Below are 23696 nucleotides of genomic sequence, written 5' to 3' on the forward strand. Positions count from 1 at the left end.
AATCAGAACGGAATGTCGTCGTCCATGTCGTCGAAACCTGACGACGACTTGGCCGGTGCCTGGCGTGGCGCGGGAGCAGGTGCGCGGGGTGCCGCTGCGGGCGGGCGCGAATAGCCGCCACCTTGCGAGTAGCCGCCGTCATCATCACCGCCCGATGGGCCGCCCTGGCCCTGGCGGCTGCCGAGCATCTGCATCTGGTCGACGCGGATATCGGTCGCGTACTTCTCGACGCCGTCCTTGTCCGTGTACTTCCGCGTGCGGATCTGGCCTTCGACGTAGATCTGCGAACCCTTGCGCAGGTACTGCGCGGCGATTTCGGCGAGGCGGCCGTTGAACACGAGGCGGTGCCACTCGGTGGCCTCGCGCATTTCGCCGCTTTGCTTGTCCTTCCACTTGTCGGTGGTGGCCAGGGTCGCGTTGCACACCTGATCTCCGCTCGGGAACGTGCGTGTTTCCGGATCGCGTCCGAGGTTGCCGACGAGGATGACTTTATTGACCGATGCCATATGCGCTGCCCCTGAAATATCAGAAGTCCAAGAAAACGAAGGATTGAACCAACAAGTCTACCTCGCCGAGCCGGCACGACGTATAGGCATCGTCCACCCCGACTGGATCAGGGAGCCCCGCTCAGCGCTTCGTCTCGATCTCGGGCGGGTCTGCGTCCGCGAGCCAAGCGTCGATCAGCGTATAGGACACGGCCAGCATGACCGGACCCACGAAGATACCGACCAACCCGAAGCCGAGCAGGCCGCCGATGACGCCGGCAAAGATCAGGAGCAATGGCAGGTCGGCGCCACGCTTGATGAGCATCGGGCGCAGGAAGTTGTCCATGGTGCCGACGATCAGCGTCCACACCCCCAGGAAGATGCCCCAGCCGGTCGAGCCGTGCCAGAAGACCCAGATCGCGGCCGGCGCGAGCACCAGAGTCGGTCCGATCTGGATGATGCACATCATGAACATCACCGCCGTCAGCAGGGCGGCGAATGGCACGCCGGCAATGGCGAGGCCGATGCCGCCCACCACCGCCTGGACGATGGCCGTCACGCCCACGCCCAACGCCACACCGCGGATCGCCTTGCCGGCCAAGACGACTGCACCTTCTCCGCGCGGCCCGCCCAGTCGCCGACCGAAGCGCAGGGCCTCGGCCGCCGCCGATTCACCCTGGGCGTACATCACGCCCGCGATGACCACGGTCAGCAGGAACTGCAGCGTCAGCGCACCCACGACGCCAGCCTGCGAAAAGAGCCAGCCCGTGACTTGCTTCGCATAGGGCGTGACCTTGGCCTCGACGCCGGCCACGCCGGAAGCGACAAGTTCGTCCCAGGCCAGCGTCAGCTTGGGTCCGACGAATGGCAGGCCACCGACCCATGCGGGAAGTTGGGGTGGGCCCTCGCTGATCTGCAGCCTGAACCAGTCGGCGACCTCGTCCGCGTTAGCTGCAATGGTCGAAATGGCCAGCGTCAGCGGCAGCACGAACAGCAGCAGCAGGATCAGCACCATCACCAGCACCGCGAGGCTGCGACGCCGCCACAGCCGGGCCTCGAACCACAGCAGTGCCGGCCAGGTGGCCACCACGACCATGACCGCCCAGATCGTCGCGCCCAGGAAGGGGCGAAGAATCCAGAGGGACGAGCCGATGAGCAGGACGATGCTCAGGACGCCAAAGGTGATCTTGGCAAGATCGGAGCGAGGATCGGTCATGAGGGTCACCAGTTTCTTGGACAACCCGCAGTTTGCTTGAGCCCGGGCTTGCCGTTAAGCCTTCAGTGCCTCGGCCCGGCTGGAAATCGCGCGTTCCAACAGCTCGAAGCGCAACCCGATCGTTGCCTCGACCTGCTCGACGCGTGCGAGCAGCGAGGCATGGCGCTCGGCATTGCGCTCCATGTGGGCGTTCTCCTGCGACTCCAGGAAGTTGCGCAGCTCAGTGAACCGCGAAGCCTCAGCCCTGTCAGCGAGCGTGCGCTGGGCCTGCATTTCCTTCGATTGCCGGCGCGCGTCGAGCAGCATCGAGCTCTGCAGATACACCACGTAGGTCGCAAAGACGACACCCAACAGCACCGTCAGCGCCAGCATGACCAGACCCAGCGGCGCCGTGACGTGCATGAATCCGACCGACATGACGACCGGCGCGGACAGGGTGCCCCAGTTCAGGGCGGCGAGTGCCGCGATCAGCATCATGACGATGAGCAACACGCCTGTTCTTACTCCCATTGCATTCCTTCTTCAGTTTCTTCCGTTGTAGAGGGCGGACCCTGTGAACAGTCCAGCGGTCTGACTTTATGAACTCCGCCCCTGCGCGTCCATGAGACGGTTCTGGCACTGCGATCGATCTTTCGAGCAGCCACCATGGAAGGTTCAGGTAACCAGACAATGCGCACGCGAGAAATCTACGAGTTCCACGAGCGTGGAGATGCTCAGTTTTTCAAAGATTCGCGTCTTGTAGCCGCTGATCGTCTTGTTGCTCAGACCGCGGGCCAGGTATTGCAATACAGTCAATTCACGATCGGAAAGACTCTCGATCAAAGTCCCGGGCTTTCCGTCTCCCAAGCTGGCGTGGTCCTTCAGGACGGAAGTCGCAAAATGCTGTAGCCGGACAACACGGTGTAGGAGGCCTGGACCACGCGCTCCGAGGAAGATTTCAAGAATATTCCTCGATTCGAGAATGAATCTCAGCGTCGCAGCCGGTCCTGCTCTGCGTTGCCGGTGAGCCCGGAGGACAGTCCGACCCCGACGATTCCTCCCGCGGGCCCCGAAAACGCCGGGGACTTATCATGTCCGGTTGCCCAGGACCGACCGCCCGTGAATTCCCCCTCCGATGACGCCTACCTCGGCGCCGTGCTCGCGCAGCAACGCATCAGCATTCGCGGCGCGCGCACGCACAACCTCAAGAACGTCGATCTCGACATTCCGCGCAACAAGCTGGTGGTGATCACCGGCCTGTCGGGCTCGGGCAAGTCGAGCCTGGCCTTCGACACGCTCTATGCCGAAGGCCAGCGCCGCTACGTCGAGAGCCTCTCGGCCTATGCGCGGCAGTTCCTGCAGCTGATGGACAAGCCGGACGTCGATGTGATCGAGGGCCTGTCGCCCGCGATCAGCATCGAGCAGAAGGCCACCAGCCACAACCCGCGCTCGACCGTGGGCACGGTGACGGAGATCCACGACTACCTGCGGCTGCTCTACGCCCGTGCCGGCACGCCCTACTGCCCCGACCACCACCTGCCCCTGCAGGCGCAGACCGTCAGCCAGATGGTCGACGCCGCCCTCGCGATCCCGAACGAGCCGCGCCTCATGATCCTGGCGCCGGTGGCGCGCGAGAAGAAGGGCGAGTTCCTCGAGCTCTTCGCCGAGATGCAGGCGCAGGGCTACATCCGCTTCCGCGTCGACGGGCAGACCTACGAATACAACGACCTGCCCAAGCTCAAGAAAACCGAGAAGCACGACATCGACGTGGTCATCGACCGCCTGCGCGCACGTCCCGACATGCAGCAGCGGCTGGCCGAGAGCTTCGAGGCGGCGCTGCGGCTGGCCGACGGCCGCGCGATCGCACTCGAGATGGACGCCCCCGCCGGCGAGCCCGAATCGGCGCCCGCGCCGAAGCCGGCACACGAGCACCTCTTCAACGCCAAGTTCGCCTGTCCGATCTGCCACTACTCGCTGGCCGAACTGGAGCCGCGCCTCTTTTCCTTCAACTCGCCCGTGGGCGCATGTCCGAGTTGCGACGGCCTGGGCCATCGCGAGTTCTTCGACCCGGCACGCGTGGTCGCATTTCCGTCGCTGAGCCTCGCGAGCGGCGCCGTCAAGGGATGGGACCGGCGCAACGGCTACTACTTCAGCATGCTGGAGAGCGTGGCGAAGCACTACAAGTTCGACATCGACCAGCCCTTCGAGGAACTGCCTGCCTCCGTCCAGCAGACCGTGCTGCACGGCTCGGCGCAGGAAGAGATCAAGTTCACCTACGTGATGGACAGCGGCCAGCAGGCGGGCAAGAAGCTGGTGCGCAAGCATCCCTTCGAGGGGATCATTCCGAACATGGCGCGGCGCTATCGCGAAACCGACTCGACGATGGTGCGCGAGGACCTCTCGCGCTTTCGCAACATGCAGCCTTGCCCCGACTGCGAAGGCACACGCCTGCGCCGCGAGGCGCGCAACGTGTTCCTGGTCGACGACACCGGCCCTGAGCAGCAGCGCATGGCGATCTACGAGATCAGCCGCGCTACGCTGCGCGAGAGCTTTGCGTACTTCCAGAAGCTGCACCTGCGCGGCGCGAAGGCGGAGATCGCCGACAAGGTCGTGCGCGAGATCGGACTTCGACTCAAGTTCCTGAACGACGTCGGCCTCAACTACCTGAGCCTGGACCGCAGCGCCGAGACCCTGTCCGGCGGCGAGGCGCAGCGAATTCGCCTCGCCTCGCAGATCGGCTCCGGCCTCACGGGCGTGATGTACGTGCTCGACGAGCCCAGCATCGGCCTGCACCAGCGCGACAACGACCGACTCATCGGCACGCTCAAGCATCTGCGCGACATCGGCAACAGCGTGATCGTGGTCGAGCATGACGAGGACATGATCCACGCGGCCGATCACGTGATCGACATGGGCCCCGGCGCCGGTGTGCATGGCGGCCGGGTGATGGCGCAGGGCACCTACGAACACGTCGCCGCCAGTCCCGATTCGCTGACCGGGCAATACCTCTCGGGCGTCAAGAAGATCGCGGTGCCTGCACGCCGCACGCCCTGGCTGCCGGTGGTCGCCAAGCCGGCGTTCAACGAGGGCAAGAAGGCATCGCGCTTTCCGCAGAGTCCCGCCGCGGAACGGCGCGCGGCACGGGAGGCCGCGCACCTGGCGTCGCAGTCGGATCTGCAGGAGATCCGCGTCATCGGCGCATCGGGCAACAACCTCAAGGACGCGAATGTGGCCTTCCCGGTGGGCCTCCTGACCTGCGTGACCGGCGTTTCGGGATCGGGCAAGTCCACGCTGGTCAACGACACGCTCTACGCCGCGGTGGCACGCACGCTCTATCGCGCGCACGAGGAGCCCGCCGCGCATGAGGCGATCGAAGGCATCGAATACTTCGACAAGGTCATCAACGTCGACCAGTCACCGATCGGCCGGACGCCGCGCAGCAACCCCGCGACCTACACCGGACTCTTCACGCCGATCCGCGAACTGATGGCCGAGACCAACACGGCACGCGAGCGCGGCTACGGCCCGGGCCGCTTCAGCTTCAACGTCGCAGGCGGACGCTGCGAGGCCTGTCAGGGCGACGGCGTCGTGAAGGTCGAGATGCACTTCCTGCCCGATGTGTACGTGCCCTGTGAGGTGTGCCACGGCCAGCGCTACAACCGCGAGACGCTGGAGGTGCAATACAAGGGCCGCAACATCGCGCAGATCCTCGACATGACGGTCGAGACCGCGCACGACTTCCTCAAGGCCGTGCCGACCATCGAGCGCAAGCTGCGCACCCTGCTCGACGTCGGCCTCAGCTACATCAAGCTGGGCCAGGCTGCGACCACGCTGTCGGGCGGCGAAGCGCAGCGTGTGAAGCTCGCGCTCGAACTCAGCAAGCGCGACACAGGCCGCACGCTCTACATCCTCGACGAGCCGACCACCGGCCTGCACTTCGCGGACATCGAGCTTCTGCTGAAGGTGCTGCACCAGTTGCGCGATGCGGGCAACACCATCGTGGTGATCGAGCACAACCTCGATGTGATCAAGACCGCCGACTGGCTGATCGACATGGGGCCGGAAGGCGGCGCCGGCGGCGGAACGGTGGTGGGCGTCGGTACGCCCGAGGACATCGCGGCGAACGAGGCGAGCCACACCGGGCGCTACCTGAAGCGGCTGCTGCCGGGCTGAGCCGGCGGCGGTGCTTCACCGCCATGACCTGCGAGGTCATCGACGCCGCGCACGTGCTCGACGACATTGGATGCAAGCCGGCGCCAGGGTGGCGCCGGCAGCAACCGGGCCGAACATCCCAGGCCACGAAAGAGCACCATGACCTCAGGTTTCGACATCCTCCCCCTCGCCGTCGCGCTTCTCATCGGCATTGCCGCCGTGGGCTCATGCATTGGCGTCGGCATCGTCGGGTCGAAGCTTCTCGAAGGCACGGCTCGGCAGCCGGAACTCAAGGACACGCTGCAGACGCTGTTCTTCCTGATCGCGGGGGTGACGGACAGCGCCTTCATCATCGCGACCGGCATCGGTCTTTGGTTTGCCACGGCCAATCCCTTCCGCGGGTGAGAAGCGGCGCTCAGGCGGCTCTGAGGAGGCGTTCGTGGTGGGCAACCGGCGCGATGGAGGTCTTTCGAGCCATCCCCTCGCTGCGCAGCGCCTGCCACAGCGCGGCATCACCGGCACGGCGCGCTGCTTCGGTCGCCGTCAGGTGGATGAGACTGCGCTGCGCCTGGCTGCCCCCGAAGCCATGCGTGTCGGGCAGCAGTGGCAAGAGCAACTCCGCGCAGTGTGCGTACCGGCCTTCGCCGAATGCGGTCACTGCCTCGCACAGGCTGCCCGCTTCGCTCCACCATGGCGCGGGCGCCGTCGGCGGCACGGCCTCCACGGCGCGGCGTGCGGCCGCGACCTTTGCGGCGTCGCCATCGCCCACCAACGCTACCAGCGCATGTACGTCATTGAAGACCGACCACCCCCAGACCGCCTGCTCGCGCCAGCGTGAAGCCAGCACAGTCCACCGCGAAGCCACGTCGACGCCGCGCAGACCGAGCCGCCACAGCAGCGCGCTCGCATCGACCAGGTCCATGGCCATCGACGCAGCGCCCGGAGCGATCGCACGGTCATAGAGCGCCAGCGCGGATGCGGGGTCTTCGTTCGACAGATGCATCAGCGCGAGATGCCAGTGGTTGTGCACCGCGAGCGCGTTGTCCTGCTGCCAGTGCGCCGTGCCGGTGGTGAGCCAGCGGATGCCTTCATCCACCCGCCCCTGCATCTCGTACACATGCGCCACCGCATGCACGGCCCAGGTGTCGTGCGCATGGAGGTCCAGCGCGTGCCTGCCCAGCGATTCGGCACGCGTGTACTCGTTGCACTCTTCGAGGCCGAAGGCGTACATGCCGAGGACGTAGCCATAGCCCGCATCGCCCTCCTTCCACTGGCAGAGTGCGCGGCCGACGCGGTCGCGCAGCATCGTGGTCTGGCCGAGCACAAGATCGCTCATGTGGGTGAGTTGCAGCGCGAAAAGGTCGCGCGGGTGGTCGATCACATGGCGGCCGAGCAAGCGATTGGCGCGGCCCAGGTCGCCATCCGCCCAAAGCTGCAGCGCGGCCTGGAAGGAATGCTCGCGCACGTTCGGCCGAAGGTGGCTGGCGGAAGCAGCCTCCAGGCTCGCGCGCGCCGCGGGCAGCAGTTGCCCATCGAAGGCACTGAGCATGAACCCAGCCATCATCAGGTGCCCCGAGATGAAGTCCGGATCCGCCTCCAGTGCCGGCTGCAGCACCGTGACGGGGTCGAGCCGCAAGCTGTTGAAGAGGTCGAGCGCCTGCTCGTAGGCGGCCACCGAGGCCAGCTGCTCGGTGGAGAGCGCTTCGCCTCGCGCGTCGTAGTGGTTCATCGCTGCTCCTTGAATCAATGACGGCACAAGCGTAAGTTCGGACCGCGCGATCGCCCGCAGCGATTCCCGCAACAAGCCTGACGATTCCGCCAACTGCCGACGATGTCCGCCGACAACCATCTGCCGCAGATCGCCATCCTGGTCACGCCCGAGAGCGCGGCCTCGGTGGTCTACGGGATGTTCGATTTCTTCAAGAGCGCGGGCCGCGACTGGCCGATGGTGGTCTGCGGCGAACCCGGCCCCGCGCTCCTCGATCCGGTGATCGTCAGCAGGCAGGCCGGTGTGGTGCATGTCGCCAATGGCGTGCCGATCGAAGCGCACTACGGCTTCGACAAGGTCAGCGCGCCCGCGGTGGTCTGCGTGCCGGAACTCCTGATCGCGCCGCACGGTCCGCTCGACGGACTCTTCGACCCCGAGGTGGATTGGGTGCGGCGCTGCCACGCCGGCGGCGCGCTCATCGCCACGGCCTGCTCCGGCGCCATGCTGCTGGGCGAGGCCGGTCTGCTCGACGACGAGGACGCCACCACGCACTGGGCCTTCTGCGATGTGATGCAGCGCCGCTACCCGCGCGCGCGCGTGCGGCCGCAGCGCGCGCTGGTTGCCTCGGGCGAAGGGCAACGCCTGGTGATGGCGGGCGGCGGAAGTTCATGGATGGACCTCGCGCTCTACCTGATCGCGCGTTGCGTCGGCATCGAGGCCGCCATGCAGGTCGCCCGGATCAACCTGATCGACTGGCATCACGTGGGCCAGCAGCCCTTTGCCCGCGTAGCGAGCACACGCCAGGTGGACGACGCGGTGATCGGACGCTGCCAAGCCTGGATTGCCGATCACTATGCCCACCCCGCGCCGGTCGCCGCGATGACGGGGCGCAGCGGACTGGCGGAGCGATCGTTTCAGCGCCGCTTCAAGCTCGCGACCGGCATGACGCCGATGGAATACGTGCAGACGCTGCGCATCGAGGAAGCCAAGCATCTGCTGGAAACCACGGTCGACGGGATCGAGGCCATCGCCGAGGAGGTGGGCTATGACGACGCGGCCTTCTTCGGCCGACTCTTCCGGCGCAGCGTGAACCTCACGCCGGCGCAGTACCGCCGGCGCTTCGGCGGCATGCGCGCGGCGCTGTCAGGCTCCGCCTGAGCCGCTCAGCGCTGCCCGATGCGGGTGTAGCCGAACAGGGCCTTCAACTCGCGCGGCTGAGAACGCCAGTATTGCTGCGGTGCTTCGACCTGCGCACCCAGTTCCGCAGCAGCGCGCCACGGCCAGTGCGGCTCGAACAGGATCGCACGGGCCAGCGCGACCAAATCGGCTTGTCCTGCCGAAACGATGGTCTCTGCCTGTGCAGGCTCGGTGACGAGTCCCACCGCGATGGTCGGCAGGCCCACCGCCGCCTTGACGCGCTCCGCCAGCGGCACCTGGTAGCCCGGCGACAACGGGATCTTCTGCAGCGGCGAAACGCCACCCGAGGACACGTGCATGAAGCTGCAGCCACGCTGCGAGAGCGTCTTCGCGAACTCGATGCTCTGCTCGACATCCCATCCATCAGCGACCCAGTCGGTGGCCGAGATGCGCACACCGACGGGCATGCGCTGCGGCACGGCGGCACGCACCGCATCGAACACTTCCAGCGGAAAGCGCATGCGGTTCTCGGGCGAGCCGCCGTAGCGGTCGTCGCGCTGGTTCGAGATCGGCGAGAGAAACTGATGCAGCAGGTAGCCGTGCGCCGCATGCAGTTCGATCGCGTCGATGCCGAGTGCGTCCGCTCGCTGTGCCGCGCGAACGAAGGCGGCCTTCACGCGGAGAAGTCCTTCGGCATCGAGGGCAACGGGCGGCGGCTCTCCAGGCGCATGCGGGATGGCGGACGGCGCCACGGTCTGCCAGGCGCCTTCGTCCGGCGAGAGGCACTGGCCACCTTCCCACGGTGCATGGCTCGACGCCTTGCGACCCGCATGCCCGAGCTGGATCGCAACCGGGATGCGCGAATAACGACGGATGGCCGCCAGCACGCGCGCCAGCGCGGCCTCGTTGTCGTCGGAGTAGAGGCCAAGATCACCGGGGGTGATGCGCCCCATCTCCTCCACTGCCGTCGCCTCGATGATCAGCAACCCGGCGCCGGAGAGCGCGAGTTGCCCGAGATGGATCATGTGCCAGTCGCCCGCGTTGCCGTTCTCCGCCGAGTACTGGCACATCGGCGCGATGACGATGCGGTTGCGAAGCTGCAGCGGGCCCAAGGCGTAAGGCGAGAAGAGGACACTCATGGGGAGACCCGGTGGGATGGAGCCGTCCGTTATATCGGCGCGGCGCCTCCGGTGCTCGACGAGGGGCTTCCCTCGCGCAGGATCCGCAGCATGCCTTCCTGCGCGGTGGACGCCACGAGCCGACCATCGCGCGTGAAGATGCTGCCACGGCACAACCCGCGGGCGCCGCTCGCGCTCGGCGAATCCAGGCTGTAGAGCAGCCAGTCGTCCATGCGGAAATCGCGGTGGAACCACATCGCGTGGTCGAGGCTGGCGGGACGCACCTTGCCGCTCATGAAGCTCAGGCCGTGCGGGAGCATCGCGGCGCGCAGCAGGCCGTGGTCGGAGGCGTAGGCCAGCAGCGCCCGGTGCACGTTGGGATCGTCCGGCAGCGGCGCGATGGCGCGCATCCAGATCGCGCTTTCCGAGGGGCGCGGCTCCGGCGTGAGCAGATCGTCGGGGTCGACGCGGCGGTATTCGATGCCATGCGGCACCAGACCCTTGACGCGCCAGCGCTCGGGCAGGCGGTCGCCGAGGGCGATGCGCTGGTCCAATTCGCTGGGCAGGCCGTCGGGGCCGGCGGCCTCCGGCATCGGAAGCTGATGGTCCATGCCGTCGTCCACCGTCTGGAAGGACGCCGACATCTCGAAGATGATGCGCTCACCCTGCCGCGCCACGACGTGGCGCGTGGTGAAGCTGCGGCCGTCCCGCACGCGATCCACCGCGTATTCGATGGGCGCGTGTTCACCGGGCAGCAGGAAGTAGGCGTGCATCGAGTGCGCCGGGCGGTCCGTGGCGACGGTCTGGCTGGCCGCCATCAGTGCCTGTCCCAGTACCTGGCCGCCGAACACGGCCGGCGTGCCGATGTCCTCGCTCTGGGCCAGGAAGCGGTCATTGCCCAGCGGTTCAAGGCGCATCAGTTCGACGAGTTCGTCGACGAGGCGGGCGGCGGTGGCGGAATCAGTCATCGGGGGAAAACGGTCGCAGGCAGCTGGGAAGAGCCCGCAACGATATCAAAGACACAGCCGCAGCGCTGTCCCGCGGCTGTCACCCGGCCGCCTTCAGCGGTCGAGGTCGGCGCCGTCGGCGGCCAGCTTTTGCTGGAGCCTCGGCACGTCGACAGCCGCGAAACTGCCGCTGCCCAGCGCCGCCGCGGCAGTGCCCGCGGCCTGGCCCATCACGAAGCAGCCACCGCTGGCGCGTGCCGCGGACTGGCCTTCATGCGTCATCGACGCACAGCGCCCGGCCACCAGCAGGTTGTCGACGCCGCGCGGCACCAGCATGCGCCAGGGCAGCTGGTTGTAAGTGCGGTTGTCGTCGCGCGGGAACGCCCATTCGATCTTGCCCGCGGCATGCATTTCCATTGGCCAGGCGTTGATGCCGATGCTGTCGTCGAAACGCGCGGACGAGAGGATGTCCTCGCCCGTCAACGCATAGAGCCCTTCGATGCGCCGCGTCTCGCGAATGCCCACCTGGGGTGCAATCTCGACGATCGCCGATTGCTCGAAGCCCGGCACCTCGGCCTTGAGAAAGCGGAAGTACTCGCCGATCTGCCGGCGGCCTTCGACCTCGCCGTCGCTGAGCTGTCGCGCGTCGACGCCGTTCATTGCGCCGCCCTCTGCATTGCGGATCTGCGTGACATTGGCGCGCCATTCGCGAGGGTCGATCTGCGGCCGCAGGATCGCGCCTTCGCGCGGGAAGCGGTACGCATCCGGGTCACGCTCGCGTGCCTTCGCCATGAGATCGTTGATGGCCTTGAATTCGCCGACGGCCGCCAGCGCGCGTGGCGCATCGACGTGACCGACGCGAAACATCGTCGATGGGAAGAGCCCGCTGCCTTGCCCGTCGCCGACGGCGAAAGGCACGCCCGCGAAGGCCGCGACGTCGGCATCGCCGCTGCCGTCGATGAAAGCGTTGGCGAGGATCGCTTGCCGTCCCGATTTGGTCTCCATCACCAAGGCCGCGATGCGGCTGCCGTCGATCAAGACGGCCGCGGCCCACGCATGGAACAGCAGATCCACGCCCGCGTCCAGCAGCAACTGGTCGGCCGCGCACTTGTAGACCGAGGTGTCGTAGGACCGCACGCGGATGCGCCCCTGCATGCCGTCCTGCGGCTTGTTCAAGCCGCCCATCGCGTCGATGCGCGCAAGCAGGTCGTCGGCGACGCCGTGGACGAGCTGCGTCATCTCGCCGTTGCGCTTGCCATAGAGGCCAGCGAAATTGGTCACGCCGCCGGCCGTGCCCATGCCGCCGAGGAAACCGTAGCGCTCGACCAGCAAGGTCCGCGCGCCATGGCGCGCAGCACTCACGCTGGCCGCGATGCCGGCGGGCCCGCCGCCGACCACGACGACGTCGTACTCGCCGAAGACCGGCAAGCTTCGTTGCGGCTCGATGACTGTTCGCGCGGTCACTGGAGCTTGATGCCGTTCGTAGTGATGATGCGGCTCATGATGGCCGCCTCTTCCTTGACGCGTGCACGCATGCCATCCGGCGACGTACCGACCGCCTGCCAGCCCTGCTCGAACAGCTTCTGGCGCACTTCCGGCGACTTCATGATGACCGCGAGTTCCTTCGAGATGCGGTCCTGCGCGGTCTTCGAGAGGTTCGCGGGGCCGAGCAGCGCCGTCCATACCTCGAGATTGAAATCGCGCACGCCGGCATCCGACAGCGGCGAAACGTCCGGCGCCAGCGTGCTGCGGCCGCTCGTGAGGCCGACAGCCTTCACCTTGCCGGCCTTGATCTGCGGCAACGCGACGCCCGGCGGAATCAGCGCCATCTGGATCTGGTTGCCGATCAGATCGGTCATTACCTGCGGATTGCCTTGATAGGGCACGTGCTCGGCCTTGAGCCCCGGCACCTTGCTCTTGAGCAGTTCCATGCCCAGATGGCCCACCGAGCCGACACCCACGGAGCCATAGCTCCACTTGTCGCCGCCCTTGCGCGCGGCGTCGAAGAAGGCGGTGCCGGCGGGCAGGCTGCTTTGCGACACCAGCACCAGCGGCGCCGTGGCGATCAGCGACAGGTACGTGAAGTCCTTCCCCGGGTCGTAGGGCAGCTTGGGGTACAGCATCTTCGACGAGGTCAGGTTGCCGTTGATGACGATGCCGATCGTGTGATCGTCCGTCGCCTTGGCCACCTGGTCGGCCGCGATATTGCCGGACGCGCCGGGCTTGTTGTCGACCACCACCGGCTGACCGAGGGCCTTGGCGAGCGGCTCGGCGATGGTGCGCGCAGCGATGTCGGGCGTCGATCCGCCGGGGAAGCCGACGATGAGCCGAACGGGTTTGGTGGGCCACGGGGCGCCTTGCGCCGAAGCGGCCAATGGCAACGCGCCCGCGGCCAGGCCGCAGGCAGCAATCAGGAGAGCTCTCTTGGATGCGTGCATAGAAAGTGAAGCGAGGGGAAGGGACATGAGGGGGCGAAGGATAAGCCCTCACGTAACAAGACGTCAGAATCTCATTCGAGACTGATGTTGCCCCGACGCACCAACTCCCCATAGACCTTGGACTTGGCTTCGGCGTTGCGCTGGATCTCCTCCGGGGACCACGCCAACGGCTCGAACGCGAAGGTGTCGAAGCGCGCGCGGATCTCGGGGTCGGCGATGACCTTGGCGACGTCGGCATTGATCCGGGCCTTGATGGCGGGCGACACGCCCTTGGGCGTCAGCAGCGACACGAAGGAATTGACCTCCAGGCTCGCAGGCCCGCCGGCCTCGGCCATGGTGGGCACGTCCGGCATTTGCGGGATGCGCTTGGACGCCGCGATGGCGATGTAGCGCAGCTTGCCGGCCTTGTAGATGCCCTGGCTCGACGGAATGCTCGCGAAGCTCCACTGCACCTCGCCCGACCCGACGTTGGCGAACAGCTGCGACACCTCGCGATAGGGCACGTGCTGCATCTGCGTGCCAGTCAACGCCTCGAGCTGCTGGCCGCCGAGATGGCCCGGACTGCCGACGCCCCACGAGCCGTAGCTGACCTGACCCGGCTTCTCCTTCGCCGAGGCGATGAGGTCCACCATGTTCTTCCACTTGGAATCGGTAGGCACCGCGACGAAGAAAGGCGTGCGGAAGAGCGACGCCACCGGATCGAAGTGCTCCAGGGTCACGAAATTGCGCGATTTGTACAGGTGCGGCAGTGCCGCGATATGCTCGCTGTCGAGCTGCAGCAGCGTGTAGCCATCCGGCGCCGCGCGGCGCACCTGCTCGATGGCGATGAAGCCGCCGCCACCCGGCTTGTTGTCCACCAGCACGCGCTGATTCCACAGCCGGCCGAGCTTGTCCGAGATCAGGCGCAGCACCGCATCCGGTCCACTGCCGGCGGCGAAGGGCGTGACGATGGTGACGGGCTTGCTCGGAAAGTCGGCGACCGGCGATTGCGCGGAAGCAGTCGCCGCCAGCAGTGCCGCGACGGTGCCGGCAATCAGCGAGAGGATGGATTTCATGAAGGGTTTGTCTCCGGGTGGTTGAGCAAGGCTGCGAAGTAATCAGGCGGCGGCCAGGCGCGCGTCGGCCAGGCACTGTTCGGGGTTCCACGCATAGAGCCACTCGACCGCGTCGTAGAAGCGCTCCGGCGTCCGGCCGGTCCATAGGCTGTTGCGGACCAGCCGCTCGACGCCCTTGGCGTGATAGATACGGCCCATCTCGCGCACCGACAGCACGACCCGCGCCGTGCGGGGAATGCGCGCCGCGGCATACAGGCGGAAGGCGGCCGGCAAGTCGAAGTCGCAGGCCTCGACAGCCTTGCCCAGCGTCACCGCATCCTCCAGCGCCATGCAGGCGCCTTGCGCGAGGTACTGCATCATCGGGTGCGCCGCGTCGCCCAGCAGCGTGGCGGGGCCTTCGCTCCAGTTCGCCACCGGGTCGCGGTCGGCGGTGCTCCAGCGGCGCCACGAAGTGGGCCGGTCCAGCAACTGGCGCGGTCGTGCGTGCACGCCCTCGAAGTACGACAGCACTTCCTTCTTGCTGCCATCGCTCACGCCCCACTCTTCGCGATCTCGGCTGTGGAAGGTCACGACCAGGTTGTATTGCTCGCCGTGGCGCAGCGGGTAGTGCACGAGGTGGCAGTTGGGCCCGGCCCAGACCACGGGCGCGTTCCAGCGCAGGTCCTCGGGCATGTCGGCGGCCGGCACCACGGCACGGTACACGACGTGGCCCGACACGCGCGGCGCGTCGCCGATGAGCTTCGAGCGGACCACCGACTTGACGCCGTCGCAGCCGACGATGGCATCCGCGCTGAAGCGCCGGCCATCGCGCGTGACGGCGGTCACACCACGGTCGCCGATATCGAGCGCCTCGACCTGCGCCGAGGTGTGGAAACGGATCAGCGGATGATCCTTGACCGCATCGTGGATCGCGCCGTGCAGGTCGGCGCGATGGCTCACGGCATAGGGGTTGCGAAAGCGTGCACGGAAAGCCTCGCCAACGGGCACCGAAGCGACCTCGCTGCAATCGACGGCATCCATCATCACGAGCCGGTCGGTGAACACGGACCCGCGCCGCACCGCGTCGCCGACGCCCAGCGCATCCAGCGCCGCGAAGGCGTTGGGCCCGAGCTGCAGGCCGGCGCCGATCTCGCCGATCGTGGCGCTCTGCTCCAGCAGATCGACCGAGATGCCGAGCCGTGCGAGCGACAGCGCCGCGGCCATGCCGCCGATGCCGCCGCCCACCAACAGGACGGTGGGTTTTGCTTTGGATGTCGTGCCCATGATGTGTGCCTCCGGTGGAGAAATGTCAGTCGACGCGCACGGAAATGGGCTCCAGCCCGTCGATGCGCACGCTCATCGTCTGGCCGCTCTTCACCGCGCCGACGCCTTCGGGCGTGCCGGTGAAGATCAAATCGCCGGGCTGCAGCGCGAACAGCGTCGACAGGTTGGCAATCACCTCGCTCACCGACCAGATCAGGTTGCGGATGTTGCTCTTCTGGCGGACTTCGCCGTCGACTTCCAGAACGATCCCGCCGTCCGTCATCTCACCCATCGCCGTGCGCGGGCGCACCACGCCGACCGGCGCGGAGAAGTCGAAGGCCTTGCCGATCTCCCACGGGCGGCCCTGCTCGCGCATCTTCATCTGCAGGTCGCGGCGGGTCATGTCCAGGCCGACGGCGTAGCCGTAGATGTGGTTCACGGCGACATCGACGGATATGTCGCGGCCGCCCTTGCCGATCAGCACGACCAGTTCCGCCTCGTAGTGGTAGTTGGCGGTCTGGCCCGGGTAGGGAATGCTCGCGGCCTTGCCCGCGGGCACCGGCACGATCGAGGCGTCGTCGTTCGGCTTGCAGAAGAAGAAGGGCGGTTCGCGATCGGGATCGAAGCCCATCTCACGGGCATGTGCCGCGTAGTTGCGGCCGACGCAGTAGACGCGCCGCACGGGAAACAGGTCGGCCGAGCCGGCCACGGGAAGGCCGACGACGGCCGGAGGGGAAACGACGAAAGACATGAGTACTCCTGCCGCGGCATGCGGCACATCGATCAAGGAAAAGGCCGGGAGACAGGGCCGCACGCGGCGGCCACCGTTCAACCCTCGTTGAGAAAGGCTTCGCGCAGCACGCCCATGGCCTGTTGCACCGGGCGGTCCGAGAAACTGAACAGAACCGTCTCTTCGCTCGCCGAAAGGCGCAGCGGCGCCCACGACGGGACGACGAAGGTGTCGCGCGGGCCGAAGTCAAAGCGCTGGCCGCTGATTTCCGCGACGCCTCGGCCTTCGACCACGCTGTAGATGGCGCCATCGGTTGCCCGGTGGGTCTTGCCGGCGAAACCGGCGGGAAGAAGTTGGAGGTGGGTCCCGATGGTCGGCATCGGCGAGCCGCCCGTCAGCGGGTTGATGTAGCGCAGCTTGTGGCCGAGCCAGGCGTCGGGTGCCTCCTGCTTCTGCAGCTGGGCCAGCGCCTCGCGGCTGCGCGCATAGGGGTAGTTGAAGATCGGCGAGGTCGGCGCGCAGTGGTCGTGCCGCACCGGGACCATGTTGTGGCCGAAGCGCGCCAGGCTGTGGCCTTCGGGGCGCGCGACGTGCTGCACCTTGGCGTCGTCGTTCTCGGCGAAGCCGGCGTCGAAGAAGCGCAGCATCGGGATGTCGAGGCCGTCGAGCCACACCACCGGTTCGCTCACGCCCTCGATGCCCTCGTTGCCATGGTCATGCCAGGCCCAGGACGGCGTGATGATGAAGTCGCCCGGATACATGGTGGTGCGCTCGCCTGCCACCGTGGTGTAGGCGCCCTTGCCGTCGACGATGAAGCGCAGCGCGGACTGCACGTGGCGGTGCGAGGGCGCCACTTCCCCCGGCATGATGAGCTGCAGCCCGGCGTAGAGCGACTGCGTGATCGACGAGCGGCCCGGGATGGCCGGGTTCTCCAGCACCAGAACGCGGCGCACGGCCTCCTCGGCGGTGATGAGTTCGGCCGACTCCATCAGCAGCGGGCGGATCTCGTCGTAGCGCCACAGCGCGGGCACGCACGGTGTCTGGGGCTCGCGCGGCACCAGGGCGTGCAGCGACTCCCACAGCGGGGTGAGATTCAGCGGGCGAATGCGTTCGTAGTAGGCACGGCGTTCGGCGGCGTCGGTGCGCGCGGCTTGCGGGGCGGTGTTCATTGGGTCTTGTCTCCTGACGGTGGGCCGCCAATAGACAGATTGTTGGACGCCCCCACTATTTATTCAAGACCTGCATCCAATACCTGGAATATCGTTTTTCGATAATGGGGCCTGCTGCATTCCCAGGAAAAGTCCCGATGTCCAAGCTCGATCTCGAATGGCTCGCCGTGTTCGACGAGGTCTACAAGACCGCCAGCGTCTCCAAGGCCGCCGACCGCCTGGGCATGGCGCAGGCGGCGGCCAGCACCATGCTGAACAAGCTGCGCGCCCACTTCGACGACCGCCTGTTCGCCCGCACCGCGCAGGGGATGCAGCCCACGCCCTACGCCCAGCGACTGGTCGTCCATGTCCGCGAGGTGCTGTCGCAACTCGACCAGGCGCGCGGCAGCCGCAGCGGCTTCGATCCCGGCGAAGCGCGGCGCAACTTCCGCATCTGCATGACCGACATCAGCGAGGTCGTGCTGCTGCCGGGCCTGCTCGACCACCTGCGGCGCGTGGCGCCGGGTGTGCGCATCGAGACCGAGATCATCTCGACCGATAGCGGCCGCCGGCTGGAAGACGGCGAGGTCGACCTGGCGGTGGGCTTCATGCCGCAGCTCGACGCCGGCTTCTACCAGCAGACGCTCTTCATGCAGAACTTCGTCTGCCTGGTGGCGCAGAACCACCCCCGCATCGGCACCCGGCTCACGCGCAAGCGCTTCGAGGCCGAGGCGCATGCGGTGATCTCGTCCTCGGGCACCGGCCACGCCATCGTCGACAAGACGATCACGCGCCTGGGGATCGAGCGCAACGTGGTGGCCCGGCTGTCGAGCTTCCTGAGCGTGGCGCGCATCGTGGCGCACACGGAGTTGATCGTGATCGTCCCGCGCATCCTCGGCGAAGTGCTGGCGACGCAGGAACCGGTGCGGCTGCTGGATACGCCCTTCGTGCTGCCGCCCTACGCGGTCAAGCAGCACTGGCACGAGCGCTTCCACGCGGACGCCGGCAACGCCTGGCTGCGGCGCACGGTGGCGCAACTCTTTGGGCCAAAGACCGCCGCGGCGCTCGCATAATTGGCACGGGCGCCTTCCGATCAACTCAACGCCCAGGCACCTCATGTCCTCTATCACCTTGCGCTTTCTTGCCGAACCCAGCACCGTCAACTTCGGGGGCAAGGTCCACGGCGGCACCGTCATGAAGTGGATCGACGAAGCCGGTTACGCCTGCGCGACCAGCTGGTCCAAGCGCTACTGCGTGACGGTCTTCATCGGCAGCATCCGCTTTCACCGCCCGATCATGATCGGCGACCTGGTCGAGGTCGAGGCCCGGCTGGCCTACACCGGCAACAGCAGCATGAACATCTCCGTCGAAGTGCGCAGCGGCGACATGAAGGGCGGCGAGATGCAAAAGACGACCGAATGCCTGGTCGTCTTCGTCTCGGTCGATTCGCACGGGCGTTCGCTGCCGGTCGATGCCTTCACGCCCGGCACGCCGGGGGAAATGGCGCTGGCCGAGCGGGCGCGCCAGCACCTCGAGGCTTCGCGGGCGGCCGCTGGGACGTAGCAGCGGGGGTCGGGCAGTGGAACACGCCCGATTCGCGCACCGAATCAGGCTTGAGCCGGCACAGGCACGGCGAGCGACTCCGCGAGGCGCGACAGGGAGTTCCAGATCGCCGGCGCGATCTCCAGATGGGTCGCGTTGCGTTCCCTGTGCTGCGCTTCGAATTCGCCGGGATACTGCACGCGATCGAAGCCGGGCGAAGTCGGTGTTTCGTGCAGGTAGTTGAGGAAGCCCTCGACCTCCGCGCTTTTCCATTCCTGCCCGAACTCCAGCCCAGGATCGATCAGCACCGCGAACATGTTGTTGACGGCCATGCCATCGCGCGGGTTGTCGGGCTGGATCGTGCCGCCGCCCGAGAGCACGCCGGCGAGCAGTTCCGCGACGACGCCCAGCGCGTAGCCCTTGTGCCCGCCGAAAGGCAGCAATGCGCCGGGCGAGTCGGCGAACATCACCGAGGGATCGGTGGTCGGCAAGCCGTCGGCGTCGATGATGCATCCCTCCGGCAGCGGCTCGCCCTTTTCGGCCGCCACGCGCGTCTTGTTGAAGGCGACGGCGCTGGTCGCGATGTCGACCACCAGCGGAGGACGGCCGTTGGGCATCGGGCCGGCAAAGCACAGCGGGTTGGTGGTCAGGCGCGCCACCTTGCCGCCGTAGGGCGCGACCATCGGGGGGCGGTTGATGACGTTGGTGAAGCTCAGCAACACGAATCCCGCCGCTGCCGCCATTTCTCCGTAGTGGCCCATCCGGCCGAGATGATGGGATCGCCTGAGCGTGAGGATGCAGTGGCCGGTCTGCCGCACGCGCTCGATGCCCGCCTGCATCACGGTCTTGCCTACGTGCTGCCCGAACCCCGAATGACCATCGAACACCAGCAGTCCGCCGCGATCGGAGATGCACTCGGCACGCGAGGCGGCCTGCAGGTGGCCGCGCTGGAGCGAGTTGCGGTAACTGGGCAGGATCGACAGCCCGTGGCTCGTATAGCCGCAGCGGTCCGATTCGACGAGGTGCTCGGCCACATCCGCGGCGATGTCGTCCGGCACACCCTGCGCCGCGAGCAGTTGCGCACCCAGCGAACGGGCGCCTTCCAGCGTGATCTTCATGACGACTCCTTCAGGTCCAGCCGAGCCAGCGCCAATAGGTCACCGCGAACACCAGCATCAGCAGGTATCCGACCACCGTGACGGGAACGCCCACGCGCGCAAACTGCTTGCCATTGAATGTCTCGGTGCCCAGGCACACCATGTTCTGCGGGGCATTGATCGGCAGGATGAAGCCGAAACTGACGGTAAAGCCGAGCAACATCGTCATGCCGACCTTGTTGAAGTCGCCGGGCAGTGTCTGCAGCACGGAAATCAAGATGGGCAGGAGCGCCGCAGTGAGCGCGGTCGCGCTGGCGAAGCCAAGATGGATCAGGATCAGGAACGCGGCCAGCACGGCGAACACCGCCACCGGCCCCTGTGTGGCCAGGCCGGAGTGCGCAACGACGAAGGCGCCCAGCCACTGGCCGGCTTGCGTCGTGAGCAACGCGGTCCCGAGGCTGATGCCCACGCCGAAGACGATCAGCGTGCCCCAGGGGATGCGCCCCTGGAGCGTCTTCCAGTCCATCACGCCGAGACGCGGCAGCATGAGCACCACCAGGCCGACATAGGTGATGGTGGCCGTGTCGATGTCGTGCAGCTTGCCCTCGGTGGACCAGAACAGGAGCAAGGCGATCGACACCGCTGCCAACCGCTTCTGCGGACCGGTCATCGGACCCAGCGCGCTCAGTTCGCGCTGCACCGCTTCCTTGCCGCCGGCGATCGCTTCCGCCTCGGGCGGCAGCAGCCAGCGCACGAGGAAGTACAGCACGATCGACATCACGACGGCCCAGGGCGCGCCGGCGATCAGCCATTGGATCCAGCTGACGCGCTCGCCCAGCAGTTTGTCCATGAAGCCCACGGTCAGGAGGTTCTGCGCGGCGGCGGTCTGTATGCCGACGTTCCAGACGCTGGTGGCCATCGCCACGGTGATCATGATCCCGGCCGCGATGTTCGAGCGACGATCGACGCCGAAGGCCAGGATGACGCCCATCATGATCGGGACCACGCAGGCGCTGCGTGCCGTCGCGCTCGGCACCACGAGCGACAGGACGATCGTGACCGCGATGCTGCCGATCAGGATGCGCCGCGTGCTGGTGCCGATGGTGGAGAGCGTGACCAGCGCGATGCGCCGGTCGAGTCCTGTGATGGTCATGGCGGCCGCGATGCACAGCGCGGCACCCACCAGCGCCAACGCCGTGCTGGAGAACCCCGCAAGCGCCATGCCCAGGGCCGGCCCCGTGCCGTAGGTGGCGGAGGGGTCGCCCACCTTGGGCGCTAGCCCGATCAGCGCAGCGATCAGCGAAGTGATCATGATGGCGCTGGCCTCGTAGCTCACCGCTTCGCTGATCCAGACGATCACTGCGAAGACGAGGATGGCCAGCATGCGATGCCCGGCAACCGGCAGGCCCTCGGGGAGGGGCAGGGCAAGCACCCCGAGCATCGCCGCCGCGGCGATGTAGAGGCCCCACGGAACGGGCTTGCGTGCCGGCTCGACAGTCTTGGCTTGCGGGCGCGCGGGTTCGTTCGTGCCAAGGCTCATGGAGTGCCTTCCGTAGGTGCAAGGCACCCAACCTAAGGTCAAATCGCCCAGCCGTCAATTGGCCGTAGGGGCACTGCCTTGCGCCCCCTCCCTCACCGCGGCATCAACTGATAGAAATCAAACCCGTTGCTGCGCCCGCCCAGGCAACCCGCCAGCGTGTCCTCCACTTCCCGCCACAGCGCCAGCCGGTTGCGCCACTTGCGCACGCTGTGGCCCTCGTCCGCGAAAGTCATGTACTGCACGGGCCGGCCGAGGCGCCGCAGCTCGGCCACCACGTCGTCGGAATCCTGGCGCAGCACGCGGACGTCGTTGCTTCCGTGGATCACCAGCAGCGGCGCCGTGATGCGATCGATCTGCGAAATCGGCGAGTTGGCGAGCATCTCCGCGCGCTCGGCGGGCTTCTCCACGTCGCCGAAGGTCATCGCGAAGTAGTGCCGGTTGCGCCAGAACGGTGGCCAGTTCTCGATCACGCGGGGCCAGTTGGCGACACCCACCACATCGATGCCGCAGCGGTAGTCGTGCCGCTTCTGGATCAACTGCGCCAGCACCGAGAAGCCGCCGAAGCTGGCACCGAAGACGGCCATGCGCTTCGGGTCGGCAATGCCCTGGTCGATGGCCCATTGCGCGGCCTCGGCGATGTCGCTCTGCATGCGCCGGTTGTATTCATGCGCGCCCGCCAGCATGAAGGCGCGGCCGTAGCCGGTCGAACCGCGGTAGTTGACGTGGAGCACCGCGTAGCCGCGATTGGCGAGCATCTGCGTGTTCGTGAAGCCGGCCGCCTGCCAGCGGTCGCGGCCCCAGGGGCCGCCATGGATGTCGATGACCAGTGGCGCCGGCCCCTTCACGCCGCGCGGACGCACCACGTAGCCGTGCACCGTGAGCCCGTCCGACGCCTTGAAGGAGAACGGTTCCACCGGCGAGAAGAGGCCGGGGTCGGGCTTGCGCTGAGGGGTCAGACGGGTGAGTTGCTGCGTGTCGCGGTCGAGCAGCATCTCGACGCCTTCGTCCCCGGTCACGGCGCGCAGCACCATCCGCCGCGAATCCTCGGCCACGCTCGAAGGCCGGGTGAGCACGGGCTCGCTGTCGAGCCAGCCACGGCTGCGCGCGGTCTGCACCGCCTGGGCCACGTCGGCGCCGAGCGCGGCATCGAGGTAGACGAAGCGCGGCAGGCCCGGCTCGATGCCGTAGGCGTAGGGAGCGCCCTGCCTCGGCGGGTACTGCGCTGAGTCGAGATCGACCTCGCCGTCCTCGGCCAGCACCCGCTCGCTGCGGCCGGCCAGGTCGATCTCCACCAGCGCGGCCTTGTCGCGGCCGATGTTGGTCATGGCCCAGACCTTGCCGCTGCCCAGGTCGATGCGGTGCGGCCAGAAGAAATCGAAGGCCTTCACGGTCCGCAGCAGGCGCCAGCTGCCGTCGGGATTCTTCAGCTCGATCGCCACGTCGGAACCGTCGGCGCTGCCGAGCTGGCGCGTGCGGCCGGCGAGTTGGTCGTCGGTGCCGATCATCCAGGCCAGCACGCGACCGTCACCCTCGCTGCGCGCAACTTCGCGCACGGTGCGCGTCGCGGCGTCACCCTCGAACAGGTCCATGCTCGCGCGGTCGCGCCGGTTGGTCGTGAAGAAGAAGCGCGTGCTGCCCGCCGCCCCTCGCGCGACGTAAGTCGAACGCACGCCGGGCCAGGGCGTCACTGCCCAGGGCCTGGCGTCCGGCTGTTCGCTGTCGACCACGAAGAGCTGGGTGTTCTCGTCGCCGCTGAAGTCCTTGATGTAGGCAACATGCCGGCTGTCCGCCAGCCATGAATAGGTGGGGCCGGACACGAAGGGGCGTCCGAGGGTGCCGGTCGCGAAGGTCTTGACGACGGGGCCAGTCGTGTCGGCAGCGTCAGCCGTGGGGCGCACCCCGAGCCCGATGTCGGTGCCCACGACCTGCACCCACAGCAGCTTCTTCGCATCGGGCGACAGCGCATGGCCGTCGACGTAGTCCACGTTCGCGACGAAGCGCCGCAGCGGCACCAGGGGCGGCAATGCGCCCCCCTTCTGCGCCGCGACCAGCGCGGGATCGGTGGGGGCCGTGGCACAGGCGCCAAGCGCCAGCACAGCCGACAAGGCCGCCGCAGCGGCCATCCAACGCGATGCCAAGCGCATGACTGTCTCCCTCTTCAA

Annotated in this window: 21 protein-coding genes; 5 read left to right on the plus strand and 16 right to left on the minus strand. The window is 67.3% G+C overall.

All coding sequences use genetic code 11. The annotated features are described in order from the left end of the window. Positions 1–2 precede the first annotated feature (2 nt). The 4 genes from ssb to QTI04_RS19110 form a co-directional block, all read right to left on the minus strand. Positions 3–506: a single-stranded DNA-binding protein gene (gene ssb, locus QTI04_RS19095; protein ID WP_286600114.1), complete on the minus strand. Its 504-nt coding sequence runs from the start codon at positions 504–506 to the stop codon at positions 3–5. A 121-nt stretch (positions 507–627) separates the two neighbouring features. Beyond that, the gene (gene ydiK, locus QTI04_RS19100) at positions 628–1701 is read right to left on the minus strand and encodes an AI-2E family transporter YdiK (RefSeq protein ID WP_286600117.1); all 1074 of its coding nucleotides are present in this window, start codon (positions 1699–1701) and stop codon (positions 628–630) included. Positions 1702–1755: 54 nt separating this feature from the next. Continuing rightward, positions 1756–2211: a LapA family protein gene (locus QTI04_RS19105; RefSeq protein ID WP_286617042.1), complete on the minus strand. Its 456-nt coding sequence runs from the start codon at positions 2209–2211 to the stop codon at positions 1756–1758. Between the two features lie 144 nt (positions 2212–2355). Then, positions 2356–2547: a LuxR C-terminal-related transcriptional regulator gene (locus QTI04_RS19110; protein WP_336621895.1), complete on the minus strand. Its 192-nt coding sequence runs from the start codon at positions 2545–2547 to the stop codon at positions 2356–2358. Between the two features lie 252 nt (positions 2548–2799). Here QTI04_RS19110 and uvrA point away from each other — a divergent pair, with 252 nt between their 5' ends. Further along, positions 2800–5853 (plus strand): excinuclease ABC subunit UvrA, encoded by a 3054-nt coding sequence (uvrA, locus tag QTI04_RS19115; protein ID WP_286617043.1) that lies wholly within the window; start codon positions 2800–2802, stop codon positions 5851–5853. Between the two features lie 138 nt (positions 5854–5991). Beyond that, positions 5992–6237, plus strand: coding sequence for a F0F1 ATP synthase subunit C (gene atpE, locus QTI04_RS19120; RefSeq protein ID WP_286600122.1), 246 nt, complete (start codon positions 5992–5994; stop codon positions 6235–6237). Positions 6238–6247: 10 nt separating this feature from the next. Here the strand turns inward: atpE and QTI04_RS19125 are convergent, their stop codons facing one another. Then, positions 6248–7561: a tetratricopeptide repeat protein gene (locus QTI04_RS19125; RefSeq protein ID WP_286617044.1), complete on the minus strand. Its 1314-nt coding sequence runs from the start codon at positions 7559–7561 to the stop codon at positions 6248–6250. Between the two features lie 102 nt (positions 7562–7663). Here QTI04_RS19125 and QTI04_RS19130 point away from each other — a divergent pair, with 102 nt between their 5' ends. Next, complete coding sequence (locus tag QTI04_RS19130) at positions 7664–8698, plus strand: GlxA family transcriptional regulator (protein ID WP_286617045.1); 1035 nt, start codon at positions 7664–7666, stop codon at positions 8696–8698. A 5-nt stretch (positions 8699–8703) separates the two neighbouring features. On the opposite strand, the gene QTI04_RS19135 is transcribed toward QTI04_RS19130, so the two are convergent. The 8 genes from QTI04_RS19135 to gtdA form a co-directional block, all read right to left on the minus strand. Continuing rightward, complete coding sequence (locus tag QTI04_RS19135; RefSeq protein WP_286617046.1) at positions 8704–9816, minus strand: NADH:flavin oxidoreductase/NADH oxidase; 1113 nt, start codon at positions 9814–9816, stop codon at positions 8704–8706. Positions 9817–9845: 29 nt separating this feature from the next. Further along, a complete protein-coding gene (locus QTI04_RS19140; RefSeq protein WP_286617047.1) occupies positions 9846–10763 on the minus strand; it encodes an acyl-CoA thioesterase II in 918 nt (305 codons plus the stop codon). A gap of 93 nt (positions 10764–10856) precedes the next feature. Further along, complete coding sequence (locus QTI04_RS19145; RefSeq protein WP_286617048.1) at positions 10857–12206, minus strand: FAD-dependent oxidoreductase; 1350 nt, start codon at positions 12204–12206, stop codon at positions 10857–10859. Next, the gene (locus tag QTI04_RS19150; RefSeq protein WP_286617049.1) at positions 12203–13180 is read right to left on the minus strand and encodes a tripartite tricarboxylate transporter substrate binding protein; all 978 of its coding nucleotides are present in this window, start codon (positions 13178–13180) and stop codon (positions 12203–12205) included. The genes QTI04_RS19145 and QTI04_RS19150 overlap by 4 nt, the downstream gene beginning before the upstream one ends. 71 nt (positions 13181–13251) lie before the next feature. Then, on the minus strand, positions 13252–14235 hold the full coding sequence (locus QTI04_RS19155; protein WP_286617050.1) for a tripartite tricarboxylate transporter substrate binding protein: 984 nt from the start codon (positions 14233–14235) through the stop codon (positions 13252–13254). Positions 14236–14277: 42 nt separating this feature from the next. Further along, positions 14278–15498: a 3-hydroxybenzoate 6-monooxygenase gene (locus tag QTI04_RS19160; RefSeq protein ID WP_286617051.1), complete on the minus strand. Its 1221-nt coding sequence runs from the start codon at positions 15496–15498 to the stop codon at positions 14278–14280. 25 nt (positions 15499–15523) lie between these two features. Then, positions 15524–16228: a fumarylacetoacetate hydrolase family protein gene (locus QTI04_RS19165; protein ID WP_286617052.1), complete on the minus strand. Its 705-nt coding sequence runs from the start codon at positions 16226–16228 to the stop codon at positions 15524–15526. 77 nt (positions 16229–16305) lie between these two features. Then, a complete protein-coding gene (gtdA, locus tag QTI04_RS19170; RefSeq protein ID WP_286617053.1) occupies positions 16306–17376 on the minus strand; it encodes a gentisate 1,2-dioxygenase in 1071 nt (356 codons plus the stop codon). Positions 17377–17513: 137 nt separating this feature from the next. On the opposite strand from gtdA, the gene QTI04_RS19175 reads away from it, so the two are divergent. Together QTI04_RS19175 and QTI04_RS19180 are read left to right on the plus strand one after the other, a co-directional pair. Continuing rightward, on the plus strand, positions 17514–18428 hold the full coding sequence (locus QTI04_RS19175; protein WP_286617055.1) for a LysR family transcriptional regulator: 915 nt from the start codon (positions 17514–17516) through the stop codon (positions 18426–18428). Positions 18429–18471: 43 nt separating this feature from the next. Continuing rightward, positions 18472–18918: an acyl-CoA thioesterase gene (locus QTI04_RS19180; RefSeq protein WP_286600135.1), complete on the plus strand. Its 447-nt coding sequence runs from the start codon at positions 18472–18474 to the stop codon at positions 18916–18918. A gap of 44 nt (positions 18919–18962) precedes the next feature. On the opposite strand, the gene QTI04_RS19185 is transcribed toward QTI04_RS19180, so the two are convergent. The 3 genes from QTI04_RS19185 to QTI04_RS19195 form a co-directional block, all read right to left on the minus strand. Further along, positions 18963–20015: an Ldh family oxidoreductase gene (locus tag QTI04_RS19185; protein ID WP_286617057.1), complete on the minus strand. Its 1053-nt coding sequence runs from the start codon at positions 20013–20015 to the stop codon at positions 18963–18965. 10 nt (positions 20016–20025) lie between these two features. Next, positions 20026–21534 carry a DASS family sodium-coupled anion symporter gene (locus tag QTI04_RS19190; RefSeq protein ID WP_286617058.1) on the minus strand — a complete coding sequence of 503 codons (1509 nt, stop codon included), beginning with the start codon at positions 21532–21534 and terminating at the stop codon, positions 20026–20028. Positions 21535–21626: 92 nt separating this feature from the next. Further along, entirely contained in the window at positions 21627–23678 is a 2052-nt protein-coding gene (locus tag QTI04_RS19195) for a prolyl oligopeptidase family serine peptidase (protein ID WP_286617060.1), read from the minus strand. Positions 23679–23696: the final 18 nt, after the last annotated feature.

Origin of the sequence: Variovorax sp. J22R115 (assembly GCF_030317005.1) — a bacterium.
Taxonomy (GTDB): Bacteria; Pseudomonadota; Gammaproteobacteria; order Burkholderiales; family Burkholderiaceae_C; genus Variovorax.